This window comes from Caulobacter sp. 602-1 (assembly GCF_003931565.1).
GTDB lineage: Bacteria > Pseudomonadota > Alphaproteobacteria > Caulobacterales > Caulobacteraceae > Caulobacter.
Genome location: NZ_RRYI01000001.1, coordinates 88,219 through 107,330 on the forward strand (window position 1 = coordinate 88,219; position 19,112 = coordinate 107,330).

Sequence of the window (19,112 nt, forward strand, 5' to 3'; positions counted from 1 at the left end):
CCGCTCCTGCCCGAATTGAGCTTGATCGTCAGGAGGCGGACGGTAGCGACACCGTGTGACGGTTTGATGGGGCGGAGGCTATGCCGGACAGGTCGTCCGGGCCAGGTCGTAGCGGGCGAACGGCGTCTCTTTGGCCCCGCTCTTCATCACGATCGTCCAGGTCAACTTGTCGCCGTCTCGCCGCCAGCGGTTGACGAAGCTGGCGTCCGGATAGGCGTAGGCGATGTCGAATCCGCCCGGCTGGGCCGCGCCCCGGCCGACGGCGGTGAAGTCGCCGCCGAAGCTGTCGGACCAGAAGCCAGACACGCCGGTGGGTTCGCCGCCTTTCGGCGCCGCGCCCCGACCGCCGAACACCAGGTGGGCGGCGTAGCGATCCTTGGGATCGGCCTTGGCGCGGCTGTCGGCGTCCACAGCCAACATCGTCCCCAGCGCGACGGGTTTGGCGGCGAGGGTGATCTCGACCGCCTTGCCCATGACGTCGCCTCCGCCGCGCCAGCAGCCTTGCAGCGCGCCAACCTCGGCCGGCACGGGCGCCGGCGGCGGATCTTCCGCCCAAGCGGCTCCGGCCATCGCCGACAGCAAGATGCTCACGCTCACCAGACGCATGGTCTACTCGATCCCCGTCGCGCTCCAGACGCCCAGCTCATTGCCGGACGGGTCGGTGAAATGGAAGCGGCGACCGCCGGGGAAGCTGAAGATCGGGGCGGTGACAACGCCGCCGGCCTTCACCACCTTGTCCAGCATGGCTTCAAGGTCGTGGGCGTAGAGGATCACCAGCGGACGGTCGGTCGCGCCCTCCTGCGGCTTGGCGAAGCCGCCATCGGCGCCCTGGCCCTCGAAGGCGACATAGTCGGGGCCGTAGTCGACGAAGCTCCAGCCGAAGGCGGCCGAATAGAAGCTCTTGGTCGCCGGCAGGTCGCCGCCCGGCCACTCGATATAGTCGATCTTGCCGTCCTCACGCATGGGTGCTCTCCCGAAAACGATGTTCTCTAAATGTTCTAGTTCGCCGCTAGGGCAGAGTCCAGACGCTCGTGCGCTTCACGGCGAAGTCCTCGAGCTCGCGGGTGGTCTCGACCTGATACTCGGCCAGCTTCACCAGGTCGTCCCTGCGGAAATAGGTGCGGCCCGGATCGCCGATCAGCACGCTGGCGCCGCTGGTCCTGCCCTGCCGCAGCCAGTCCATCACCGCCTCGGCCATCGGCTTTTCGTAGCAGATGTCGCCGGCCAGCAGGACGTCGGCTTCCGGCGGCGGAGCGTCCAGAAGATTCACATCGGTGAAGGCGACCACGACGCCATTGGCCTCGGCGTTCAGCCCGACGGCCGCCTCGCAGAAGACGTCGATATCGGCGGCCAGCACGCTGACCGCGCCGGCCTTCATCGCCGCGATGGCGACGATGCCCGAGCCGGTGGCGAAGTCGATCACGCGCTTGCCGGCGACGGTCTCGGGGTTGTCGAGGATGTAGCGCGCCAGGGCCTGGCCGCCGGCCCAGGCGAAGGCCCAGAAGGGTGGCGGCAGGCCGATCTCTTCCAGCGCCTCTTCTGTCAGCTTCCAGATCGGCGTGATCTCGTCGGCCAGGTGAAGCGACAGTTCCGGCGCGTGTGGCGTCGGCTGGAAGCGGGTGTTGTCGCGGATGAAGGCCCGGCGGCCTTCCAGGGTCTGGACGATCATGCCGGCCTTAGAGCCTGTCCGGTTCAGATGTGAAACAGCGGAAACGGAAAAACAGGCTCGCCGACGAACAAGAGCGCGCCCCAGGCTAAGCGGCGACCGGTTTGCTCGAGGCGGCCTTCAGCACGGTCAGGTAACCCGGCGCGGTCAGCATGCCCGACGTCAGACCCTTCTTCTCCAGCAGCCGGTGCGCCATCGGCAGGTTCCAGCACGGGGTGTGCATGAACAGGTGGTGCTCGGCGTGGAAATTGACGTGATAGGGCGCGATCAGGGCGCGCTCGATCCAGTTGGCGTGGGTGGTGCGAGCGTGGCGGAACGGGTCGGGCTCGTCCTTGGCCACCAGGGCGTGCTCGGCGATGTTGCGCAGGCGGGTGACCAGCGGGAACCAGGTCGCCATCGGCACGATCCACAGGGCGAACCAAGCCCACCAGAGGCCGAGCGCCGACAGCACGATCAGGATGCCGAGGTTCCACAGCAGGAACGGCTTCTGCCGGGCCACCTCGCCGGCGAAGATCGCGCCTTTCGGCTGATCCCCCTTCATTTTGCCCAGCAAAGGCCCGAAGCGCTGCTTGAAGAAGGTTTGGCCGGTCAGGTCGCGGATGATCTTGCGGCGCAGGCTGGCCCGCGTGGTTGGGAAGGGCGCCGACAGGACGAGGTCCGGGTCCTCGGCCTGCTGGGCGTATTTGTGGTGGGTCAGGTGGTAGGGGCGATAGCTGGCGAGAGACGCACCGGTCGGGGCGGCGCACAACCACTCGCCCAGCCAGTCATTGACCTTGAGGTTCGGATGCAGCCCGCCATGCGCGGCCTCGTGCATCAGGATGGCCAGGCCCAGCTGGCGCGCGCCGATCAGCATCACGGCCAGGACGTAGGTCAGCGGGTTGGGAAAGAAGACGAACAGCGCCCCGGCGCCGATTATCACCGCCCAGGCGTGGGCGACCATGAAGATCCCGCGCCAGGACGAGCGCGCGGAGATGCGCGTCCATTCGTCGGGCGTGAACAGATCCTGCGGTTTGACGCGGGGTGCGACGGCCATGGAACGATCATCGCACATTCAGCTTAGGCCTGACAGGATGACCCGACGTCACTTTTTGGAGCCGCCATGCGCCGATTGATCCCCGCTTTCGTTCTGACCGCCGCCTGCGCCGGCGTCTTCGCCATGGGCGCGACGCCCGCCGCCGCCGCCAGCTTCGACTGCCGCAAGGCCCGCGCCGCCGACGAGAAGGCGATCTGCGCCAATCGCGATCTCAACGACCAGGATGTCCGGATGGACCAGCTCTACGGCATCACCCGCCACCTGGTGCCGATGGGCGGGCGCGGCGCGATCATGGACGACCAGCGCGCGTGGCTGGCGGCGCGCAAGACCTGCGGCGGCAACCGCGCCTGCCTGGCGCGTAGCTACGACAACCGCATTCGCCAGCTGAACACGGTGATGGAGCGGGTGTACCAGCAAGGGCCATTCTAGACGTCAGAACCGCACGCCCGGCTTCCACAGTCCGGCGACCAGTCCCGCGAACACGATCAGTCCCGCCACGGCGTTGGACTTGAACAGCTTCAGCGCGCCTTGGCCGTCGTCGATGCGGACGGCGGCCGCTTGGCGCGACAGGTGCAGGGCGAACAAGGCGGCCAAGGGCAGGAACAGCGGCCCGATGTTTCCGACCCAGCCGGCCGCGACCACGCAGACGAAGCTCGCCAGGTAGAAGCCCGCCACGCCAATCTGGACGTGGTCGCCCAGGCGTCGGGTCGAGGACTTGATGCCGGCCAGGGCGTCGTCCTCGATGTCCTGGATGGCGTAGATCGTGTCGTAGCCCAGGGTCCAGAAGACGCCCGAGGCGTAGAGCAGGGCGGCCGACCAGGACAGGTGGTGAGTCGCGGCGGCGTAGCCCAGCAGGGCGCCCCAGTTGAAGGTCAGGCCCAGCCAGGCCTGAGGCCACCAGGTGATCCGCTTCATGAACGGATAGCCCGCCACCAGGCCCAGCGACAGCACGCCCAGCCCGATCGCCACCCAGCCCAGGGTCAGCAGGATCATCAGGCTGACCAGGCTGCAGCCGATCAGGAACAGCCAGGCCTGCTTGACGGTGATCAGCCCTGCCGGGATCGGCCGCATGGCGGTGCGGGCCACCTGGGCGTCGAAGTCGCGGTCGACGATGTCGTTGAACGCGCAGCCGGCCGCCCGCATCAGAGCCGCGCCGACGAACACCGCGAGAAGCAACAGCGGGTTGGGCCAGCGGCCCTGCTCGGCGGCCGCCAGGGCGATGCCTTGCCAGCCCGGCAGCATCAGCAGCCAGATCCCCGCCGGCCGGTCGAAGCGTCCCAGCTTCAGCCAAGGGCGCAGGCGCTCCGGCGCGTGGCGGTCGACCCAGTTGGTCGCGACGGCGTCGGGGAGAACGGTGGTGGCGGTCATGTGGCGAGGCTTACCGCGCAAACCGCGCGGAATCCCATAGGGAAGATCGATCTCGCCGAGAGAAACAATCAATTGGATTTGTGGGGGCGATGAGGTCAAGGTCTTTTGCAAGTCATTCGCAGGAGCGACAATTATGACCACCGCCGCAATCCGTCTCTCCGGCTGGAGCCTGCTGCTGGCCGGCGTCGGCGCCGGCATCGTCCTGCCCCACCCTGTGACCACCCGCCTGTGGACCGCCGCCGGCAAGCTGTTCGCCCTCGCTGGCGACCACGGCATGGTGGCGCGGCTGACCTCGGCCACCAAGTTCGGCCCGAAGATCCGGCGCGGCCTGAACAGCCGTCCGCCGCGCCGCGTGGGCGGGGTGGCGGAGGCGTTCTAAGGCTTCCGAGCGCGAACGCGACGCGTTAGCTTGGGCGCATGACTCCTGAACCCGCCCGCAAGCCGCGCCGCCGCCTGAGCCGCGTCGAGCGCTGGGTGCTGGATGGCCTGGGCGGGGCGCTGCTGGCGACCGGCGCTGTGGGGATCGTCACGCCGGGCATGCCGACCACGGTGTTCTGGATCGGCGCGGTGCTGTGCTTCCTGAAGACCCGCCCCCACGCCGTGCGGCCGATGCTGCGCGTGCCGGTGGTCGGGCCGGCGATTGTCTGGTTTCTGCGATGGCGACCGTTCGGCGGCGGGCGCAAGCGTAAGCGTCGGGCCAAACGACAGGGCTGACTATGGGGCGGGAAACCCCTATCTCCCCGCCATGACCGACGCTTTCGAGGACGAAGACGAGATCGGCGCCCGCAAGCGCGCGCTGTCCAACCGCCAGGTGCTGGGCTTCGTGGCTCGGTTCTGGAAGCGGCGGCCGGTGCTGTTCGGCTTCGGCGTCAGCCTGACCCTGGTGGCGATCGCCTTCGACCTGGCCTTGCCCTACGCTTCGGGCCACCTGGTCGACACCGTCACCAGCAAGCCGCGCGGCGACACCAGCGCCTGGTCGGCCCTGGCGATGTTCATCGGCGTCTATTTCGCCTTCGCGGTGATCCGCAACATCGCCCACCGGTTCTGGATCCCGCTGGCGGCCCGGAACATGGAGGAGATGACCAACGAGGGCTTCGCCAAGGTCCAGGCCTTCTCGTCGGACTGGCACGCCGACAGCTTCGCCGGCGCGACCGTGCGCAAGCTGACCCGGGCCATGTGGGGCTATGACAGCGTCACCGACGCGGTGACCATCTGGCTGGGGCCGGGGATCATCGTGCTGGTCGGCCTGTCGATCGGCATGCTGCTGCGCCAGCCCCTGGCGGGCGCGGTGTCGCTGGTGGTGGTCGTGGCCTATCTGTCGGTAAACCTGTGGATCACCGAGCGCTATGTGCGGCCCAGCAACCTGCGCTCCAACGCCCTGGACTCCCAGATCGGCGGGGCCCTGGCCGACGCCGTGACCTCCAACCCGACCGTCAAGAGCTTCGGCGCCGAACAGCGCGAGGCCGCGCGCCTGGCCGAGGTCACCGCCGCCTGGCGTGACGCGGTCATGGTCACCTGGAGCCGCTTCACCGACGTCTGGCTGGGCCAGAACCTGCTGCTGGTCGTGCTGCAGGCGGGCCTGACCGGCGCGATGGTCTGGGGCTGGGCCAAGGGCACGGCCACGCCGGGCGACGTCGCCTTCGCCATCACCGCCTTCATGCTGATGAGCGGCTATCTGCGGAACCTGGGCGAGAATATCCGCATGCTGCAGAAGGGCATCGACGACACCGAGGACGTCGCCGCCTGGACGCGCCTTGAGCCGCAGATCGCCGACGCCCCTGGCGCGCCGGACTTCAAGCCGGGCGCGGGCGCGATCGAGTTCAAGGACGTGACCTTCCGCTACAAGGCGGCCGGCGCGCCGCTCTACGACCACTTCTCCCTGAAGATCGCGCCCGGCGAGCGGGTGGCGCTGGTCGGGCCGACGGGCTCGGGCAAGTCGACCTTCGTCAAGCTGGTCCAGCGCCTGCACGACCTGCAGGACGGGGCGGTGATCATCGACGGCCAGGACGTTTCGCAAGTGACGCAGGCCAGCTTGCGCCGCGCCATCGCGGTGGTGCCGCAGGATCCGGCCCTGTTCCACCGCTCGCTCTACGAGAACATCGCCTACGGCCGTCCCGGCGCGACCCGCGAGGAGGTCGAGGCGGCGGCGAAGAAGGCCCGCGCCCACGACTTCATCCTGCGCCTGCCCAAGGGCTACGACACCCTGGTGGGCGAGCGGGGCGTCAAGCTGTCGGGCGGCGAGCGCCAGCGCGTGGCCATCGCGCGCGCCTTCCTGACGGACGCGCCAATCCTGGTCCTGGACGAGGCGACCTCCTCGCTGGACGTCGAGACGGAAGGTCAGGTCCAGGCCGCCGCCGAGGCGCTGATGGAGGGGCGCACGACCATCGTGATCGCCCACCGCCTGTCGACCGTGCGCGGCGCCGACCGCATCCTGGTCTTCCAGGGCGGCCGCGTCGTCGAGGAAGGCCGCCATGCCGAGCTGGCGGCGGGGGGCGGGGTCTATGCCCGGTTGAACGCGATCAGCGCGGGCGTGGCGTAGTCACTTCTTGTCGGGGTTGACACCGCCGTCCCTCGGCGGAGCGGCCGCCGCGCCGCTGGCCTGGCAGTCCTTGCTCGCGGGCTGGAGGGACAGGCGCCGACCATCGAGGATCAGGTCGCGACGGGTGACGGGCTCGCCCAGCGCGGGCGGGCCCCCCTTCATCCAGGTTTCGAGGTCATAGCTCTCGCAACCCGCCATGGCGATCGCGGTGAGGCTCCAGGTGTGATCCGCGCCTTCCGAGAACACCTTCAGGCGGTCGCCCTCGGCCAGCAGGACCTCGTCCCTACCGTCGGCGTCGACATCGGCGATCAGGGCCGGACACTGCATGGCCGCGCCAGTGCAGTTCGAGCCCGACGGCTTCGACCAGTCCTGCGTGGTGAAGCTCTTGGGCAGAGTCTTGCCAACCGGATAGACAGCCATAGCCTTGAAATTGGGGCGCGCTTCGCTGGCGGCGTAGCGCTTCTCCGTACTGGCGGCGGCCTCGCCAGCACGCCTGGCGACTTCGGCGTCGGGGTGGGCCTTCAGGCGGTCGAGCGCCAGCCGCCCGTACCGTCCGCTGTCGAAACGCAGGAACTGGAAGTCGAACTTCGCGGCTGTGACCTTGGCGCCCTCCAGCCGCTTGACCTGGCTCTCCACCGATAGGCGCGCCGGATCGGCGATCGGGGTGAACAGGGCGAGCAGCAGCAGCACCGAGAGGGCGGCCATGATCAGATTGGTCGGCTCCAGGGTCTTCATCCACGGACCGGGCCTCAGGGCGGCGATCGCATAGCCGATGGTGAAGCCGATCGCCACCACCAGATAGGCGCCGGCGACCACCCGGTCGGGCGTCAGGCCGTACTGGTCGACCCGCAGCCACAGGGCGTAGGCGGCCAGGATCACGATCGGAATCAGCAGCAGGCCGGCGATCCGCGCCGCCCAGCGCGGGATCGTCGAGGGCGGCTCGACCCCGTCCTGATAGGCCGCGTTGACCAGGATGATCAGGGCGGCGGCGGCCGACAGCAGCAGGGACGCGGCGGCCTTGGTGCCCCACAGCGGGGCCAGGCCCGTGAAGGGCAGGGTGGCCAGGAACCCGCCGGCGATCACCACCATCAGCGGCGACAGCCAGGCCAGCAGGGTCAGGCCGACCGTGCGCACGCCGCGCACCAGGCCGGCGCGGGCTTCGGTCAACTGCACGGCCATGTGGACGGCGGCGGCGAACATCAGGCCGGTAGCCGGGAAGGCGAAGGCGGTCTCGCCGATCAGCTTCTGGATCGCCTGGACGCCGATCAGCTTGAACAGCGCTCCCGCCAGGAACAGCAGCAGCCAGAAGGCCCCGGTGAAAGCCAGCGACAGGAACAGCCGGATCAGGTTGGTGAAGGCCAGGTCGAAATAGTCCGCATAGGGCGCGACCGGCTTGCGGGCGGCGTCGGCCGGCTGGACCAGGTGATGGGCGATGAACAGCAAGGCGGCCGCGGCGATGAAGATCGGCGGCGACAGAGGGCCCGCGCCCAGGCGTTGAGGCTCGGCTCCGGTCCAGGCGGCGTGGACGGCCAGGACCGCGGTCAGGCCGGTCGCGAGGACGGTCCAGGCGATCAGCGCCGCGCGTCGCATGGCCGACAGCGCGGCCAGCGGAATCATCGGGACCATCAGGGCGCAGACCAGCAGGGGCGCATAGAGCATCGGTACGGTCGCCGGCCAGGCCTTCGACTCGTCGGCCTTCTGCAGCAGGAAGAGGGCGATCCCCTGAGCCAGGCCGATGGCCAGGCGCGTCGCCGCCGTCTTTCGCGCCGTCATGGCGTCGGTCGAGCTCATCCGGCGTCTCCCCTTGTCGGCCTCAGACCATCACGCCCGCGCGCGGTTGTGAAGCTTCCCCGCTTGGCTTAGCAATTTCTCCCTCTTTGGAGGGGTAGTAATGAAACAGCTTTTCCGGGCCGGCGTCGCGGCCCTTCTCGTCACGGCGGTGCTTGGCGGCGCGCCGGCCCTGGCCCAGGACAAGGGCGGCGACAAGCCGGCCGCCGAGGCCAAGTCCGACCTGCCGGCGTTTCCGGCCGACAAGTCCGTCAAGCAGACGGCGACGATCGGCGGCAAGGTGGTCGCGTACACCGCGACCGTCGGCGTGCTGCCGGTGCGCGACGAGAAGGGCAAGAAGGTCGCCGAGGTGGTCTACACCTCGTACATCGTCGACGGCCCGCGTGATCCCAACCGCCCCATCACGGTCGCCTTCAACGGCGGCCCTGGCGCGGCCTCGGTCTATCTGAACTTCGCCCTGGGCCCCAAGCGCGTGCAGTTCGGCGCCGAGGGCGACAGCCCCTCCTCATTCAGCAAGCTGGAAGACAATCCCGCCAGCTGGCTGGACTTCACCGACCTGGTGTTCATCGACCCGGTCGGCACCGGCTTCTCGCGCTCGCTGGTCGGCGAGGACGAGACCAAGAAGCGCTTCTATGGCGTCAAGCAGGACATCGACTACCTGTCGCGCATCGTCTTCGACTACCTGGTCAAGACCGAGCGCCTGGCCTCGCCCAAGTACCTGGTCGGCGAAAGCTATGGCGGCTTCCGCGGCCCGCGCCTGGCCTATGAGCTGCAGACGGACCTCGGCGTCGCCGTGAAGGGCGTCGTGCTGGTCTCGCCGCTGCTGTCCAGCGCCGGCCGCGCCAGCCAGGAGGTCTCGCCCCTGCCGGCCATGTGGACCCTGCCGTCCATCGCCGCCGCCAAGCTGGAGCGCGACGGCAAGCTGACGCCCGAGACCATCAAGGCCGTCGAGGACTATACGCGCGGCGAATACATGGTCGACCTGATGAAGGGCTCGGACCCCGCCGCCCTGGACCGTCTGACGACCAAGGTCTCGGCCATGACGGGCCTGGATCCGACCTATGTCCGCCGCGCTGGCGGCCGCCTGGAAACCCAGTCGTTCCTGCGCGAGGTGTTCCGTGACAAGGGGCGCCTGGGCAGCCGCTACGACAGCAACGTCACCGCGCTGGATCCCTTCCCCAACGCGCCCGAGCAGGAGGTCAACGACCCGATCCTCGACGCGATCATCGCGCCGACCACCAGCGCCATTGTCGACTTCACCACCCGCGTCGTCGGCTGGAAGCCCGAGGCCCGCTACGAGGCCCTGTCGGGCAACGTCAACCGCCTGTGGGATCGGGGTCGCGGCGCCGATACCGAATCGGTCACCGACCTGCGCAAGGTCGTCTCGGTCGATCCGAAGCTGAAGGTGCTGATCGTGCACGGCTACAACGACCTGTCGTGCCCGTTCTTCGCCTCGCGCCTGATCGTCGACGCCATCCCGGCGACGGCCAATGGTCGCGTGACCCTGGCCAACTATCCGGGCGGGCACATGTTCTACAGCCGCCCCGACAGCGGCGCCGCGTTCCGCCGGGACGTCATGGCGCTGTACGCCGGGAAATAAGGGCAAGCGATGTCGGCGGGGGACCGTCCCGGACGTTCTTTGGTCCAAGCGATCTGAGGAGCACCCGATGATGAAGCCCCCCGCCGCGTCCATCGACGACTATCTGTCCAAGCTGCCCGCCGAGCAGCGCCTGGCCCTCGAGACCCTGCGCGGCCAGATCCGCGCGGTGGTCCCGCAGGCCGAGGAGACGATCAGCTACGGCCTGCCGACCTTCAAGCTGAACGGCAATCTCGTGCATTTCGGCGCGGCCGCCAGGCATTGCGCCTTCTATCCGGGCGCGGTGATCGAGGCGTTCGCCGAGCGCCTGGCCGGGTTCGAAACCGCCAAGGGCACGATCCGCTTCCAGCCCGAAAACCCGCTGCCGCCGGAGCTTGTCCGGGACATCGTCTCGTTTTGCGTGGCGCGAAATCTCGAGATCGCCGCAGAGCGGGCGGCGCGAAAGGCGCGCTAACGCGCCAGCCGCCCATCCTTCAGGGCCGCCGGTTCGAACGAGAAGATCACGCTGGGATCCGGCTTGGCCACGCCCTTGGCCAGTTTCTTGTCGCCGGCCGCGTGCAGCAGCCAGCGGATGACGTTGAGCCGGGCTTCCTTCTTGTGGTCGGCGCGCACGCAGATCCACGGCGCGACGTCGCTGTGGGTGCGCATGAACATCTCGTCGCGGGCCTTGGTGTAGTCGTCCCACTTTTCCTCGGCGACCTTGTCCAGGTCGCTGGTCTTGAACGCCTTCAGCGGGTCCTCGCGGCGGGCCTTCAGGCGCTGAGCCTGCTCCTCGCGGCTGATGTCGAGCCAGAACTTGACGTAGCGCAGGCCGTTCTCGACCAGCATCCGCTCGAAGGCGGGCACGTCGCGCAGGAACTGCTCCTGCTGCTCGGGCGTGGAGAAGTCCATCACTCGCTCGACCCCGGCGCGATTGTACCAGGAGCGGTTGAAGATCACCGCCTCGCCGCAGGCCGGCAGGTAGTCGACATAGCGCTGGAAGTACCACTCGCTGCGCTCGCGGTCGTTGGGCTTGGGCAGGGCCACGACCGTGGTGGCGCGCTTGGACAGGTGCTCGGTGACCCGCGCGATCGTGCCGTCCTTGCCGGCGGCGTCGCGGCCCTCGAAGACCACCAGGATCTTCCAGCTGTCCTTGATCGCCTTCTTCTGCATGGCGATCAGGGCCAGCTGAAGCTGGGCGAGTTCGTTCTCGTAGTCGTCGTGCTTGCTCATGCGCGGAGCCTACCCCCGGAAAGAGGAGTTGCGCTAGAAGAGCCGCATGATCCGTCTTTTCGTTCCCAACGATCTCTCCGCCGGGGCCGGCGTCGTCCCCACCGTCGACCAGTCGCGCTATCTGACATCGGTGATGCGTCTGGGCGTCGGGGCCGAGGTGGCGCTGTTCAACGGCCGTGACGGCGAGTGGCGCGCGGCCATCATCGAGTCGACCAAGCGCGGCTGCCTGCTGAAGGCCGAGGAACAGACCCGGCCAATGGAGACCGGGCCCGACCTCGATCTGATCATCGCCATGGTCAAGCGCGGCCGGGTCGAGACCATCGTCGAGAAGGCCGCCGAGCTCGGGGCGCGGCGGGTGCGGCTGACCGTCACCCGCCGCACCAACGTCGATTTCGTCAAGCTCGGCCGCCTGGACGCCATCGCCATGGAGGCCGCCGAGCAGACCGGCCGCCTGGACGTGCCCGAGGTCGCCGACCCGGTGAAGCTGGACAAGATTCTCGACGACTGGGATTCGGCCCGGCGCCTGGTGTTCTGCGACGAGGGCGGCGATGCGAAGCCGGCGATCGAAGCGCTGGCGGGAACAGGCGCGCCTGCGGCCATCCTGATCGGTCCGGAAGGCGGGTTCGCGCCTGAGGAACGCGAGCGGCTGCGGGGACTTTCCTTCGTCACGCCGGTGTCGCTCGGCCCTCGCATCCTGCGGGCCGATACCGCCGCGATCTCGGCCATGACCCTCTGGCAGGCGGCCGCTGGGGATTGGCGGTAAAAATATATGCTCAAGGTCGCCCCTTGAGGTTCGCAAAGAAAACGCCCAACTGGGCGAGACTGAAGTTCGCCGTCGGCGGAGAGAATGGGCCCTCTCCTCCCGCAGCATCGCACCCTGGGGAGGGACGGCTTGCATGGCCGACACCGCTAACGTCCAAGAGCGTCAACTGACGCTCGCTGATCTGACCGAATATTTCGCTCAAGGGTCCAAGCCCAAGGAGCGTTTCCGCGTCGGCGCCGAGCATGAGAAGTTCGGCTTCTATCTCGGCTCGCACGCGCCGGTGCCGTACGAAGGCGACAAGGGCGTCCATGCCCTGCTGACCGGGCTTCAGCGCTTCGGCTGGAAGCCCGTGATGGAGGGCGAGGTCGTCATCGGCCTGGAACGCAACGGGGCCAATGTCAGTCTCGAGCCGGGCGGGCAGTTCGAGCTTTCCGGCGCGCCGCTGGCGACCATGCACGACATTTGCGACGAGACTGGCCAGCACCTGGATGAGGTCAAGACCGTCGCCGACGAGCTGGGCCTGGGCTTCGTGGGCCTGGGCTTCTCGCCGCTATGGACGCGCGAGCAGGTGCCGGTCATGCCCAAGGGCCGGTACGTCATCATGCGAAACTACATGCCCAAGGTGGGCAATCTGGGTCTCGACATGATGCTGCGCACCTGCACGGTGCAGGCCAATCTCGACTTCTCCAGCGAAGCCGACATGGTCGCCAAGTTCCGCATGAGCCTGGCCCTGCAGCCGATCGCCACCGCCCTGTTCGCCAATTCTCCGTTCACCGAAGGCAAGCCGAACGGCTTCCTGTCGGCCCGGGCGAATGTCTGGACCGACACCGATCCGAACCGTACGGGGCTGCTGGACTTCGTGTTCGAGGACGGCTTCGATTTCGAGCGTTACGCCCGCTACGCGCTGGACGTGCCGATGTATTTCGTCAAGCGCGGCGACAAGTACATCGATGTGGCTGGACGATCCTTCCGTGACTTCATCGAGGGCAAGCTGCCCGAGCTGCCGGGCGAGATCGCCACGATGAAGGACTGGGCCGACCACACGACGACCGCTTTCCCGGAAGTGCGTCTGAAGACTTATCTGGAGATGCGCGGCGCCGACGCCGGCCCGTGGAGCCGCCTGTGCGCCCTGCCGGCGCTGTGGACGGGCGTGTTCTATGACGACGCGGCCCTGGCCGCCGCCTGGGACCTCTGCAAGGACTGGACACTGGAGGACCGCGAGGGCCTGCGCCGCGACGTGCCGAAGCTGGGCCTGAAGGCGACCGTCGCCGGCCGCTCAGCCCAGGACGTGGCCAAGGACTTCGTGGCCATCGCCAAGTCGGGCCTGAAGAACCGCGCCAACCTGAACGGCGGCTTCCTGGACGAGACCATCTATCTGGGCGAGCTGGAGCAGATCGCCGACAGCGGCGTCACCCCCGCCGAAAAGCTGCTGTCGCTTTACAACGGCGCATGGGGGGGCGACATCAGCCGCGTCTTCACCGACTGCGCGTACTGAGATCGCGGTGGAGCGCCGCGTGAAATCTCGTTATGAGGTTTAACTTCATAACGAGGGTTTCGAATGTTTCGCTCGCTGCTGGCCGCCTTCGCGCTGACCGTCCTGGCGACGCCGGTCCTGGCGCAGAACCTCGCTCTGGTCGGGCCAGACGGCCAGGCTGTCGCCTTGAACGCCGCCGAATTGGCCGCCCTGCCGCGCCAGACCGTCGCCTTCGCGACCCACGGTGAAAGCCATGTCTATGAGGGTCCGTTGCTGATCGACGTTCTGGCCAAGGCCGGCGCGCCGACGGGCAAGGCCCTGCACGGGCCGGAGATGGCCGATGTCGTGCTGGTCGAGGCCAGCGATGGCTACACGGTTGCGCTGGGCCTAGCCGAGGCGGATCCGGGTACGCGCGCGAACCGCATAATCCTCGCCGACCGCGCAGACGGCGCGGCGCTGGCGGCCAAGGACGCACCGTTCAGGCTGGTTGTGGAAGGTGACCTGCGCCCCGCCCGCTCCGCGCGGGGCGTGACCAGGATCACCGTCATCCGCCATCGCGGCGGCGCGGCCGTCTCCAGCCACGCTCACTAGTTCGCCGCCCTAGAGGAGCGCCCGCGCGCCGACGATGATGCCCGCCCAGAGACCGATGGCGGCCGCGAGCGTGAAGAGCCGGCCCCAGGCGAGGCGGCGAACGGGGTTGGTCGCGTGAACAGCCCGATCATACGAGACGTAGGCCATGGTTTTCCTCCGCGCCCCTCTGACGGGAGCTGAACCGCATGGTCACGCTCCCAAAGGTTAAGGCCGGCTTAAACCCGGCGGGACCCTACAGCGCACCCGCGCCCTTTAGGGCTGGTCGATGTCCTGCTCGGTCCGTTCCGGATCGGGCATGTCGACGTTCGGCGGCCAATGATCGGCCTGGCTGCGGCCCGAACCGCTGTCGGTGTGACGGATCACGTCGTCGACACTGACCCTATCGGCGCCCTTGAACTCGCCCAGCTCGAACTCGACGTGCTCGGGATAGAAGGCCACGCGATTGGCGATCTGGCCGACCGCCGCGAACGGGGTCTCGTAGGTCCAGACGGCGTTCTCGACCACCTTGGCGTCGCGATAGATCGTGAAGTAGCTGGCGTCGCCCTTGTAGGGACAGTGGGTCACCTTGTCGGTTCGGCGCAGGAACATCATCCGCACGTCCTCGCGCGGGAAGTAATAGACCGGCGGGTAGCTGGCTTCCTTCAGGACCAGGACGTCGTCGCTGTCGGCGATCTCGTGGCCCTCGAACAGGACGCGCACCGCGGTCGGCGATCGGTCGATGGTGATGGGGTGGCTTTCGTCGGGGATCTTCATGGCGGGTTCCCGTCTAAAGGGTTCGCCTGGCCAAACGCGCGGGGCGACCGCCAAGCTCCCGGGGCAAACATGGGGCCGTTCACGTCAACGGCAAGCCGTTGCTTGTGAAACCGTCAGCCGCGTGATCTTCTCCCCGCCAAATTGGGGTCGATGGGGATGATTTGACCGGGGGGTCAGGTTCCCGTCTCTCGTCATGTTTCAAGGCTAGCGTATGAATATCGTCATCGCCGCGGGGATTCTGGTCACGCTCGTGACCGGCATTCCCGTCCTGGTCCAGCTGCTGCGCGGCCACCCGCGCGGCCTGATCATCTGCTTCCTGGCCGAGATGTGGGAGCGCTTCTCCTACTACGGCATGCGCGCCATCCTGATCTTCTATCTGACTCAGCATTTCCTGTTCGACCCGAAGGTCGCGTCCGGCCACTACGGCTCCTACACGGCCCTGGTCTATCTGCTGCCGCTGATTGGCGGGTTCCTGGCCGACAAGTGGCTGGGCACGCGCAAGGCGGTCGCGTTCGGCGCGATCCTGCTCGTCGCGGGCCACCTGGCCATGGCGATCGAAGGCAAGCCCGCCGTGCAGACCCTGACCTATCAGGGCGCGACCTATGAGTTCCAGGCCGAGGGCCGCGGACAGGACCGCGTGGCCAGGCTGGTGGTGGCGGGCAAGCCCTATGACGTGGCCGCGACCAAGGCCGGCGACTTCGCGATCAAGGACCTGCCGGCCGGCGCGCCGCTGCCCGCGGTGCTCCCGAAGGCGGACTACAAGCTGGACGTGACGGGACGCGATCCGCTGTACCTGAACATCTTCTGGTTCTCGCTGTCGCTGATCATCCTGGGCGTCGGCTTCCTGAAGCCCAACATCTCGACCATCGTCGGACAGCTGTACCCGCAAGGCGATCCGCGCCGCGATCCGGGCTTCACCCTCTACTACTACGGCATCAACCTTGGCTCGTTCTGGGCCTCGATCCTCTGCGGCCTCTTGGGCGTGAACGTCGGCTGGTGGGCAGGCTTCGGTCTGGCCGGCGTCGGCATGCTGGCCGGCTTCGTGGTCTTCGTGCTGGGCAAGCCCTGGCTGGAAGGCAAGGCCGAGCCGCCTCAGCCGAAGGTCCTGAAGGAAAAAATCCTGGGTCCCATCAACCGCGAACTCGTCATCTACGCCGTGTCCTTGTTGGGCCTGATCGGGATCTTCTTCCTCGTGCAGTTCAACGCCGTGGTCGGCGTCGCCCTGAACATCGGCATCCTGGCGTCGCTGGGCTACATCGGCTGGTTCATGTTCCGCAAATGCGACAAGCAAGAGCGCGAGCGTCTCGCCCTGGCCGTGTTCCTGATCTTCGGCGCGGTGGTGTTCTGGACGCTGTTCGAGCAGGCCGGCTCGTCGCTGAGCCTGTTCGCCGCGACCAATGTCCAGCTGGATCTCGTCCGCGAGCCCGTCCGGCTGTTCGACGGCGCGGTGACCCTGGCCACGCCCGAGCAACTGGCCAAGGCCGGCATCGACGCGGCCTCGACCTTCTGGGTCAACACCAGCTTCAACGCCCCGCAGACCCAGGCCCTGAACGCCGGCTGGATCCTGATCTTCGCGCCCATCCTGGCCGCGCTCTGGACCTTCCTGGGCGCGCGCGGCAAGGACCCCAACCCGGTCGTCAAGTTCGGCCTGGCCCTAATCCAAGTCGGCGCCGGCTTCCTGCTGCTGCAATGGGGCTCCACCTTCGCCGACGGCGCCTTCAAGATGCCGCTGATCTTCCTGGCGCTGATGTACATGCTGCACACCACCGGCGAACTGTGCATGTCGCCGGTCGGCCTGTCCCAGATGACCAAGCTGTCGCCCGCGGCGGTGGTGTCGTTCATGATGGCCGTCTGGTTCATGGCCGTGGCCATCGCCCAGTGGGTCGGCGGCAAGATCGCCGGCCTGGCGGCCACCGAGACGGTCGGCGGCCAGGTGCTGGACCCCGGCGCGGCGCTCGCCGCCTCGCTGAAGGTGTTCAATATCATCGGCCTGGTGTCGGTGGTTATCGGGATCGGCTTCCTGCTGCTGTCGCCGATCCTCAAGAAGTGGTCGCACGGCGCCGACGACACCACCGGCCCGCAGGTCGCCGACGTCTCTGGAGCCTAGCCAAAAAAGGAACGAAGGGCCCCAGCATGGACTGGGGCCCTTCTCACGAGGCGCGGAGGGGCCGCGCCTCGACCCCAGGTGGGACCGTCCTTCGCGGTGGCTCAAACCCCGAAGTCCGTTTCCGCTCCTACCCGAAGCTCTTTGGCGAAAACCTGGAGCCAGGGTGGCGCTCGCCGTGCCGCTAGGGAAGTTACAAGCCCGACAGGTGGATTAAACCTTTGCAAGGTTGCGCGGGGCGGGCCTGGCCCATAGGTCCGTGACTCGACGGAGGGGCCCGATGACCGACCTTGTGACGCCGCTGACGACCGACGACCTGACCGGCGCGGACGGCGAGGCCCTGCTGGCCCTGAACAACGCCCACGCCGTCGAGCTGTCGTGGCTGGAGCCCGAGGGCCTGACGCATCTGGTCGGCGAGGCCTTCGTCGCCCGCCGCGTGGGCGTGGCCGACGCCCTGCTGCTGACCTTCGACCAGGCGGCCGACTATGACAGCGTCAACTACCTGTGGTTCCGCGAGCGCTATCCGAGCTTCGTCTATGTCGACCGCGTCGTGGTGGCCGACAGCGCGCGGGGCAGGGGCCTGGCGCGCAGGCTCTATGACGCCCTGTTCGCGGCGGCCAAGGCGGCGGGCCACGACCGTATCGTCTGCGAGGTCAATTCCGATCCGCCCAACCCGGCTTCGGACAGGTTCCACGCCGCGCTCGGCTTCGTCCCCGTGGGGACGGCGGAGATCCACGGCGGGAAGAAGACGGTGACCTATCTGGAGCGGAGGCTCTAAACCGCCGTCCCGCCCACCGTCAGGCCTGTGATCTTCAGGCTCGGCTGGCCGACGCCCACGGGCACCCCCTGGCCGGACTTGCCGCAGACGCCGATGCCCGGGTCGAAGTCGAAGTCGTCGCCGATCATCGTCACCCGGGTCAGGGCGGACGGGCCGTCGCCGATCAGGGTGGCGCCCTTGACCGGGGCGGTGATCTTGCCGTCCTCGACCAGATAGGCCTCGGTGCACTGGAAGACGAACTTGCCGTTGGTGATGTCGACCTGGCCGCCGCCGAAATTGGCGCAGTAGAGGCCGCGCTTCAGCGAGGCGATCATTTCCCGGGGATCGTCCTGGCCGGCCAGCATGCCGGTGTTGGTCATGCGCGGCATCGGCATGTGGGCGTAAGACTGGCGACGGCCGTTGCCGGTGGCCTTCATGCCCATCAGGCGCGCGCTCATCCGGTCGTGCATGTAGCCGACGAGGATGCCGTCCTCGATCAGGATCGTGCGCTCGGTGGGCGTGCCTTCGTCGTCGATGGTCAGCGAGCCGCGGCGGCCGGGCAGCGAGCCGTCGTCGAACACGGTGACGCCCTTGGCCGCCACGCGCTCGCCGATGCGGCCCGAGAAGGCGCTGATGCCCTTGCGGTTGAAGTCGCCCTCCAGGCCGTGACCGACGGCCTCGTGCAGGAGCACGCCGTTCCAGCCGGGGCCCAGCACCACGTCCATCTCGCCGGCCGGGCAGGCGACGGCATCCAGATTGACCAGCGCCATGCGCAGGGCCTCATCGACCTGGTCTTGCCACTTGTCGGGGCTGATCCAGGCGGCGAAGCCGGCGCGGCCGCCGGCGCCGGACGATCCGCTTTCGCGGCGGCCGTCCTTCTCGACGGTGACCTGGACATTGACCCGCACCAGCGGGCGGACGTCGCGGAGCAGCTTGCCGTCGGCGCGCAGGATCTCGACCACGCGGCGCTCGCCGGCCAGCGAGGCCATCACCTGCACGACGCGCGGATCGCGGGCGCGGGCGAAGGCGTCGATCTCCTGAAGCAAGGATACCTTGTCGGAGAAGTCGGGCGCGCTGACGGGGTCGTCCTCGCCGTAGAGGCGCTCGTTGGTCGAGCGCGGACCCTCGGCGCTGACGCCGGCGTGGCCGCGCTTGGCCAGGCTGGCCGAATCGGCGGCGCGGCGGATGGCGGCTTCGGAGATTTCGGCGGCGTGGGCGTAGCCGGCCGTCTCGCCGGCCACGACGCGCAGGCCGAAGCCTTCGCCGCTGTCATAGGAAGCGCTTTTCAGGCGTCCGTCGTCGAAGACGAAGGCCTCGCTCTCCGAACGTTCGAGAAACAGTTCGCCATCGTCGGCGCCGGCGAGGGCTTCGCCGAGTATCGACTGGGCGCGGTCGCGGTCGACGCCGGCGGCGTCCAGAAGGGAAGGGGCGGCCAAGGAAGAGGCGGAGAGCGGAGCGTTCATAAGC

The 19,112-nt window shown here is 68.2% G+C and carries 21 protein-coding genes and 1 pseudogene; 12 read left to right on the top strand and 10 right to left on the bottom strand.

What is annotated here, in order from left to right:
- Positions 1-78: 78 nt before the first annotated feature.
- The 4 genes from EIK80_RS00455 to EIK80_RS00470 form a co-directional block, all read right to left on the bottom strand.
- Positions 79-606, bottom strand: a complete 528-nt coding sequence (locus EIK80_RS00455) for a hypothetical protein (RefSeq protein ID WP_125155007.1) — start codon at positions 604-606, stop codon at positions 79-81.
- A 3-nt stretch (positions 607-609) separates the two neighbouring features.
- Positions 610-963, bottom strand: a complete 354-nt coding sequence (locus EIK80_RS00460) for a VOC family protein (RefSeq protein ID WP_125155008.1) — start codon at positions 961-963, stop codon at positions 610-612.
- 46 nt (positions 964-1,009) lie between these two features.
- Positions 1,010-1,669, bottom strand: coding sequence for a methyltransferase (locus EIK80_RS00465; RefSeq protein WP_125155009.1), 660 nt, complete (start codon positions 1,667-1,669; stop codon positions 1,010-1,012).
- A gap of 85 nt (positions 1,670-1,754) precedes the next feature.
- Positions 1,755-2,699 carry a fatty acid desaturase family protein gene (locus tag EIK80_RS00470; protein WP_125155010.1) on the bottom strand — a complete coding sequence of 315 codons (945 nt, stop codon included), beginning with the start codon at positions 2,697-2,699 and terminating at the stop codon, positions 1,755-1,757.
- Between the two features lie 66 nt (positions 2,700-2,765).
- On the opposite strand from EIK80_RS00470, the gene EIK80_RS00475 reads away from it, so the two are divergent.
- Positions 2,766-3,128, top strand: coding sequence for a lysozyme inhibitor LprI family protein (locus EIK80_RS00475; RefSeq protein ID WP_125155011.1), 363 nt, complete (start codon positions 2,766-2,768; stop codon positions 3,126-3,128).
- 3 nt (positions 3,129-3,131) lie between these two features.
- Here the strand turns inward: EIK80_RS00475 and ubiA are convergent, their stop codons facing one another.
- A complete protein-coding gene (gene ubiA, locus EIK80_RS00480) occupies positions 3,132-4,067 on the bottom strand; it encodes a 4-hydroxybenzoate octaprenyltransferase (RefSeq protein WP_125155012.1) in 936 nt (311 codons plus the stop codon).
- Between the two features lie 133 nt (positions 4,068-4,200).
- Between ubiA and EIK80_RS00485 the strand changes: the two genes are divergently transcribed.
- The 3 genes from EIK80_RS00485 to EIK80_RS00495 are packed head-to-tail and all read left to right on the top strand — an operon-like array spanning position 4,201 to position 6,606.
- Positions 4,201-4,446 carry a hypothetical protein gene (locus tag EIK80_RS00485; RefSeq protein ID WP_125155013.1) on the top strand — a complete coding sequence of 82 codons (246 nt, stop codon included), beginning with the start codon at positions 4,201-4,203 and terminating at the stop codon, positions 4,444-4,446.
- 38 nt (positions 4,447-4,484) lie between these two features.
- Complete coding sequence (locus EIK80_RS00490) at positions 4,485-4,781, top strand: DUF454 family protein (RefSeq protein ID WP_125155014.1); 297 nt, start codon at positions 4,485-4,487, stop codon at positions 4,779-4,781.
- 31 nt (positions 4,782-4,812) lie between these two features.
- Positions 4,813-6,606: an ABC transporter ATP-binding protein gene (locus tag EIK80_RS00495; protein WP_125155015.1), complete on the top strand. Its 1,794-nt coding sequence runs from the start codon at positions 4,813-4,815 to the stop codon at positions 6,604-6,606.
- Here the strand turns inward: EIK80_RS00495 and EIK80_RS00500 are convergent, their stop codons facing one another.
- Entirely contained in the window at positions 6,607-8,397 is a 1,791-nt protein-coding gene (locus EIK80_RS00500; protein WP_370450158.1) for a DUF4153 domain-containing protein, read from the bottom strand. It abuts the gene before it with no gap.
- A 100-nt stretch (positions 8,398-8,497) separates the two neighbouring features.
- On the opposite strand from EIK80_RS00500, the gene EIK80_RS00505 reads away from it, so the two are divergent.
- Together EIK80_RS00505 and EIK80_RS00510 are read left to right on the top strand one after the other, a co-directional pair.
- Positions 8,498-9,994 carry a S10 family peptidase gene (locus tag EIK80_RS00505; protein WP_125155016.1) on the top strand — a complete coding sequence of 499 codons (1,497 nt, stop codon included), beginning with the start codon at positions 8,498-8,500 and terminating at the stop codon, positions 9,992-9,994.
- Positions 9,995-10,061: 67 nt separating this feature from the next.
- The gene (locus EIK80_RS00510; protein ID WP_125155017.1) at positions 10,062-10,445 is read left to right on the top strand and encodes an iron chaperone; all 384 of its coding nucleotides are present in this window, start codon (positions 10,062-10,064) and stop codon (positions 10,443-10,445) included.
- Here the strand turns inward: EIK80_RS00510 and ppk2 are convergent.
- On the bottom strand, positions 10,442-11,203 hold the full coding sequence (ppk2, locus tag EIK80_RS00515) for a polyphosphate kinase 2 (protein WP_125155018.1): 762 nt from the start codon (positions 11,201-11,203) through the stop codon (positions 10,442-10,444). The genes EIK80_RS00510 and ppk2 overlap by 4 nt on opposite strands.
- A 46-nt stretch (positions 11,204-11,249) precedes the next feature.
- Between ppk2 and EIK80_RS00520 the strand changes: the two genes are divergently transcribed.
- The 3 genes from EIK80_RS00520 to EIK80_RS00530 all read left to right on the top strand — a co-directional run bounded on the left by EIK80_RS00520 (position 11,250) and on the right by EIK80_RS00530 (position 14,031).
- The gene (locus EIK80_RS00520; RefSeq protein WP_125155019.1) at positions 11,250-11,966 is read left to right on the top strand and encodes a 16S rRNA (uracil(1498)-N(3))-methyltransferase; all 717 of its coding nucleotides are present in this window, start codon (positions 11,250-11,252) and stop codon (positions 11,964-11,966) included.
- Between the two features lie 133 nt (positions 11,967-12,099).
- Positions 12,100-13,461, top strand: coding sequence for a glutamate--cysteine ligase (locus EIK80_RS00525; RefSeq protein ID WP_125155020.1), 1,362 nt, complete (start codon positions 12,100-12,102; stop codon positions 13,459-13,461).
- A gap of 63 nt (positions 13,462-13,524) precedes the next feature.
- Entirely contained in the window at positions 13,525-14,031 is a 507-nt protein-coding gene (locus tag EIK80_RS00530) for a molybdopterin-dependent oxidoreductase (protein ID WP_125155021.1), read from the top strand.
- Positions 14,032-14,040: 9 nt separating this feature from the next.
- Here EIK80_RS00530 and EIK80_RS26290 read toward each other — a convergent pair whose 3' ends face one another.
- A complete protein-coding gene (locus EIK80_RS26290) occupies positions 14,041-14,178 on the bottom strand; it encodes a hypothetical protein (protein WP_199743330.1) in 138 nt (45 codons plus the stop codon).
- A 105-nt stretch (positions 14,179-14,283) separates the two neighbouring features.
- Complete coding sequence (locus EIK80_RS00535) at positions 14,284-14,784, bottom strand: DUF427 domain-containing protein (protein WP_125155022.1); 501 nt, start codon at positions 14,782-14,784, stop codon at positions 14,284-14,286.
- A gap of 91 nt (positions 14,785-14,875) precedes the next feature.
- On the opposite strand from EIK80_RS00535, the pseudogene EIK80_RS26535 reads away from it, so the two are divergent.
- The 3 genes and pseudogenes from EIK80_RS26535 to EIK80_RS00545 form a co-directional block, all read left to right on the top strand.
- Positions 14,876-14,944, top strand: a pseudogene (locus EIK80_RS26535) (hypothetical protein); the annotation flags it as partial.
- Between the two features lie 51 nt (positions 14,945-14,995).
- Positions 14,996-16,891, top strand: coding sequence for a peptide MFS transporter (locus EIK80_RS00540; RefSeq protein WP_125155023.1), 1,896 nt, complete (start codon positions 14,996-14,998; stop codon positions 16,889-16,891).
- A gap of 277 nt (positions 16,892-17,168) precedes the next feature.
- The gene (locus EIK80_RS00545; protein ID WP_125155024.1) at positions 17,169-17,666 is read left to right on the top strand and encodes a GNAT family N-acetyltransferase; all 498 of its coding nucleotides are present in this window, start codon (positions 17,169-17,171) and stop codon (positions 17,664-17,666) included.
- Here EIK80_RS00545 and tldD read toward each other — a convergent pair.
- A complete protein-coding gene (gene tldD / locus EIK80_RS00550; protein ID WP_125155025.1) occupies positions 17,663-19,108 on the bottom strand; it encodes a metalloprotease TldD in 1,446 nt (481 codons plus the stop codon). The genes EIK80_RS00545 and tldD overlap by 4 nt on opposite strands.
- Positions 19,109-19,112 lie beyond the last annotated feature (4 nt).

Excerpts from the sequence above, each read along its gene's own strand:
- EIK80_RS00545 (WP_125155024.1), top strand. The coding sequence starts at position 17,169 with ATGACCGACCTTGTGACGCCGCTGACGACCGACGACCTGACCGGCGCG.
- EIK80_RS00540 (WP_125155023.1), top strand. The coding sequence starts at position 14,996 with ATGAATATCGTCATCGCCGCGGGGATTCTGGTCACGCTCGTGACCGGC.
- EIK80_RS00500 (WP_370450158.1), bottom strand. The coding sequence starts at position 8,397 with ATGAGCTCGACCGACGCCATGACGGCGCGAAAGACGGCGGCGACGCGC.
- EIK80_RS00475 (WP_125155011.1), top strand. The coding sequence starts at position 2,766 with ATGCGCCGATTGATCCCCGCTTTCGTTCTGACCGCCGCCTGCGCCGGC.
- ubiA (WP_125155012.1), bottom strand. The coding sequence starts at position 4,067 with ATGACCGCCACCACCGTTCTCCCCGACGCCGTCGCGACCAACTGGGTC.
- EIK80_RS00470 (WP_125155010.1), bottom strand. The coding sequence starts at position 2,699 with ATGGCCGTCGCACCCCGCGTCAAACCGCAGGATCTGTTCACGCCCGAC.
- tldD (WP_125155025.1), bottom strand. The coding sequence starts at position 19,108 with ATGAACGCTCCGCTCTCCGCCTCTTCCTTGGCCGCCCCTTCCCTTCTG.
- EIK80_RS00505 (WP_125155016.1), top strand. The coding sequence starts at position 8,498 with ATGAAACAGCTTTTCCGGGCCGGCGTCGCGGCCCTTCTCGTCACGGCG.
- EIK80_RS00465 (WP_125155009.1), bottom strand. The coding sequence starts at position 1,669 with ATGATCGTCCAGACCCTGGAAGGCCGCCGGGCCTTCATCCGCGACAAC.
- ppk2 (WP_125155018.1), bottom strand. The coding sequence starts at position 11,203 with ATGAGCAAGCACGACGACTACGAGAACGAACTCGCCCAGCTTCAGCTG.
- EIK80_RS00490 (WP_125155014.1), top strand. The coding sequence starts at position 4,485 with ATGACTCCTGAACCCGCCCGCAAGCCGCGCCGCCGCCTGAGCCGCGTC.
- EIK80_RS00485 (WP_125155013.1), top strand. The coding sequence starts at position 4,201 with ATGACCACCGCCGCAATCCGTCTCTCCGGCTGGAGCCTGCTGCTGGCC.
- EIK80_RS00525 (WP_125155020.1), top strand. The coding sequence starts at position 12,100 with ATGGCCGACACCGCTAACGTCCAAGAGCGTCAACTGACGCTCGCTGAT.
- EIK80_RS00520 (WP_125155019.1), top strand. The coding sequence starts at position 11,250 with ATGATCCGTCTTTTCGTTCCCAACGATCTCTCCGCCGGGGCCGGCGTC.
- EIK80_RS00495 (WP_125155015.1), top strand. The coding sequence starts at position 4,813 with ATGACCGACGCTTTCGAGGACGAAGACGAGATCGGCGCCCGCAAGCGC.
- EIK80_RS26290 (WP_199743330.1), bottom strand. The coding sequence starts at position 14,178 with ATGGCCTACGTCTCGTATGATCGGGCTGTTCACGCGACCAACCCCGTT.
- EIK80_RS00510 (WP_125155017.1), top strand. The coding sequence starts at position 10,062 with ATGATGAAGCCCCCCGCCGCGTCCATCGACGACTATCTGTCCAAGCTG.
- EIK80_RS00535 (WP_125155022.1), bottom strand. The coding sequence starts at position 14,784 with ATGAAGATCCCCGACGAAAGCCACCCCATCACCATCGACCGATCGCCG.
- EIK80_RS00455 (WP_125155007.1), bottom strand. The coding sequence starts at position 606 with ATGCGTCTGGTGAGCGTGAGCATCTTGCTGTCGGCGATGGCCGGAGCC.
- EIK80_RS00460 (WP_125155008.1), bottom strand. The coding sequence starts at position 963 with ATGCGTGAGGACGGCAAGATCGACTATATCGAGTGGCCGGGCGGCGAC.
- EIK80_RS00530 (WP_125155021.1), top strand. The coding sequence starts at position 13,525 with ATGTTTCGCTCGCTGCTGGCCGCCTTCGCGCTGACCGTCCTGGCGACG.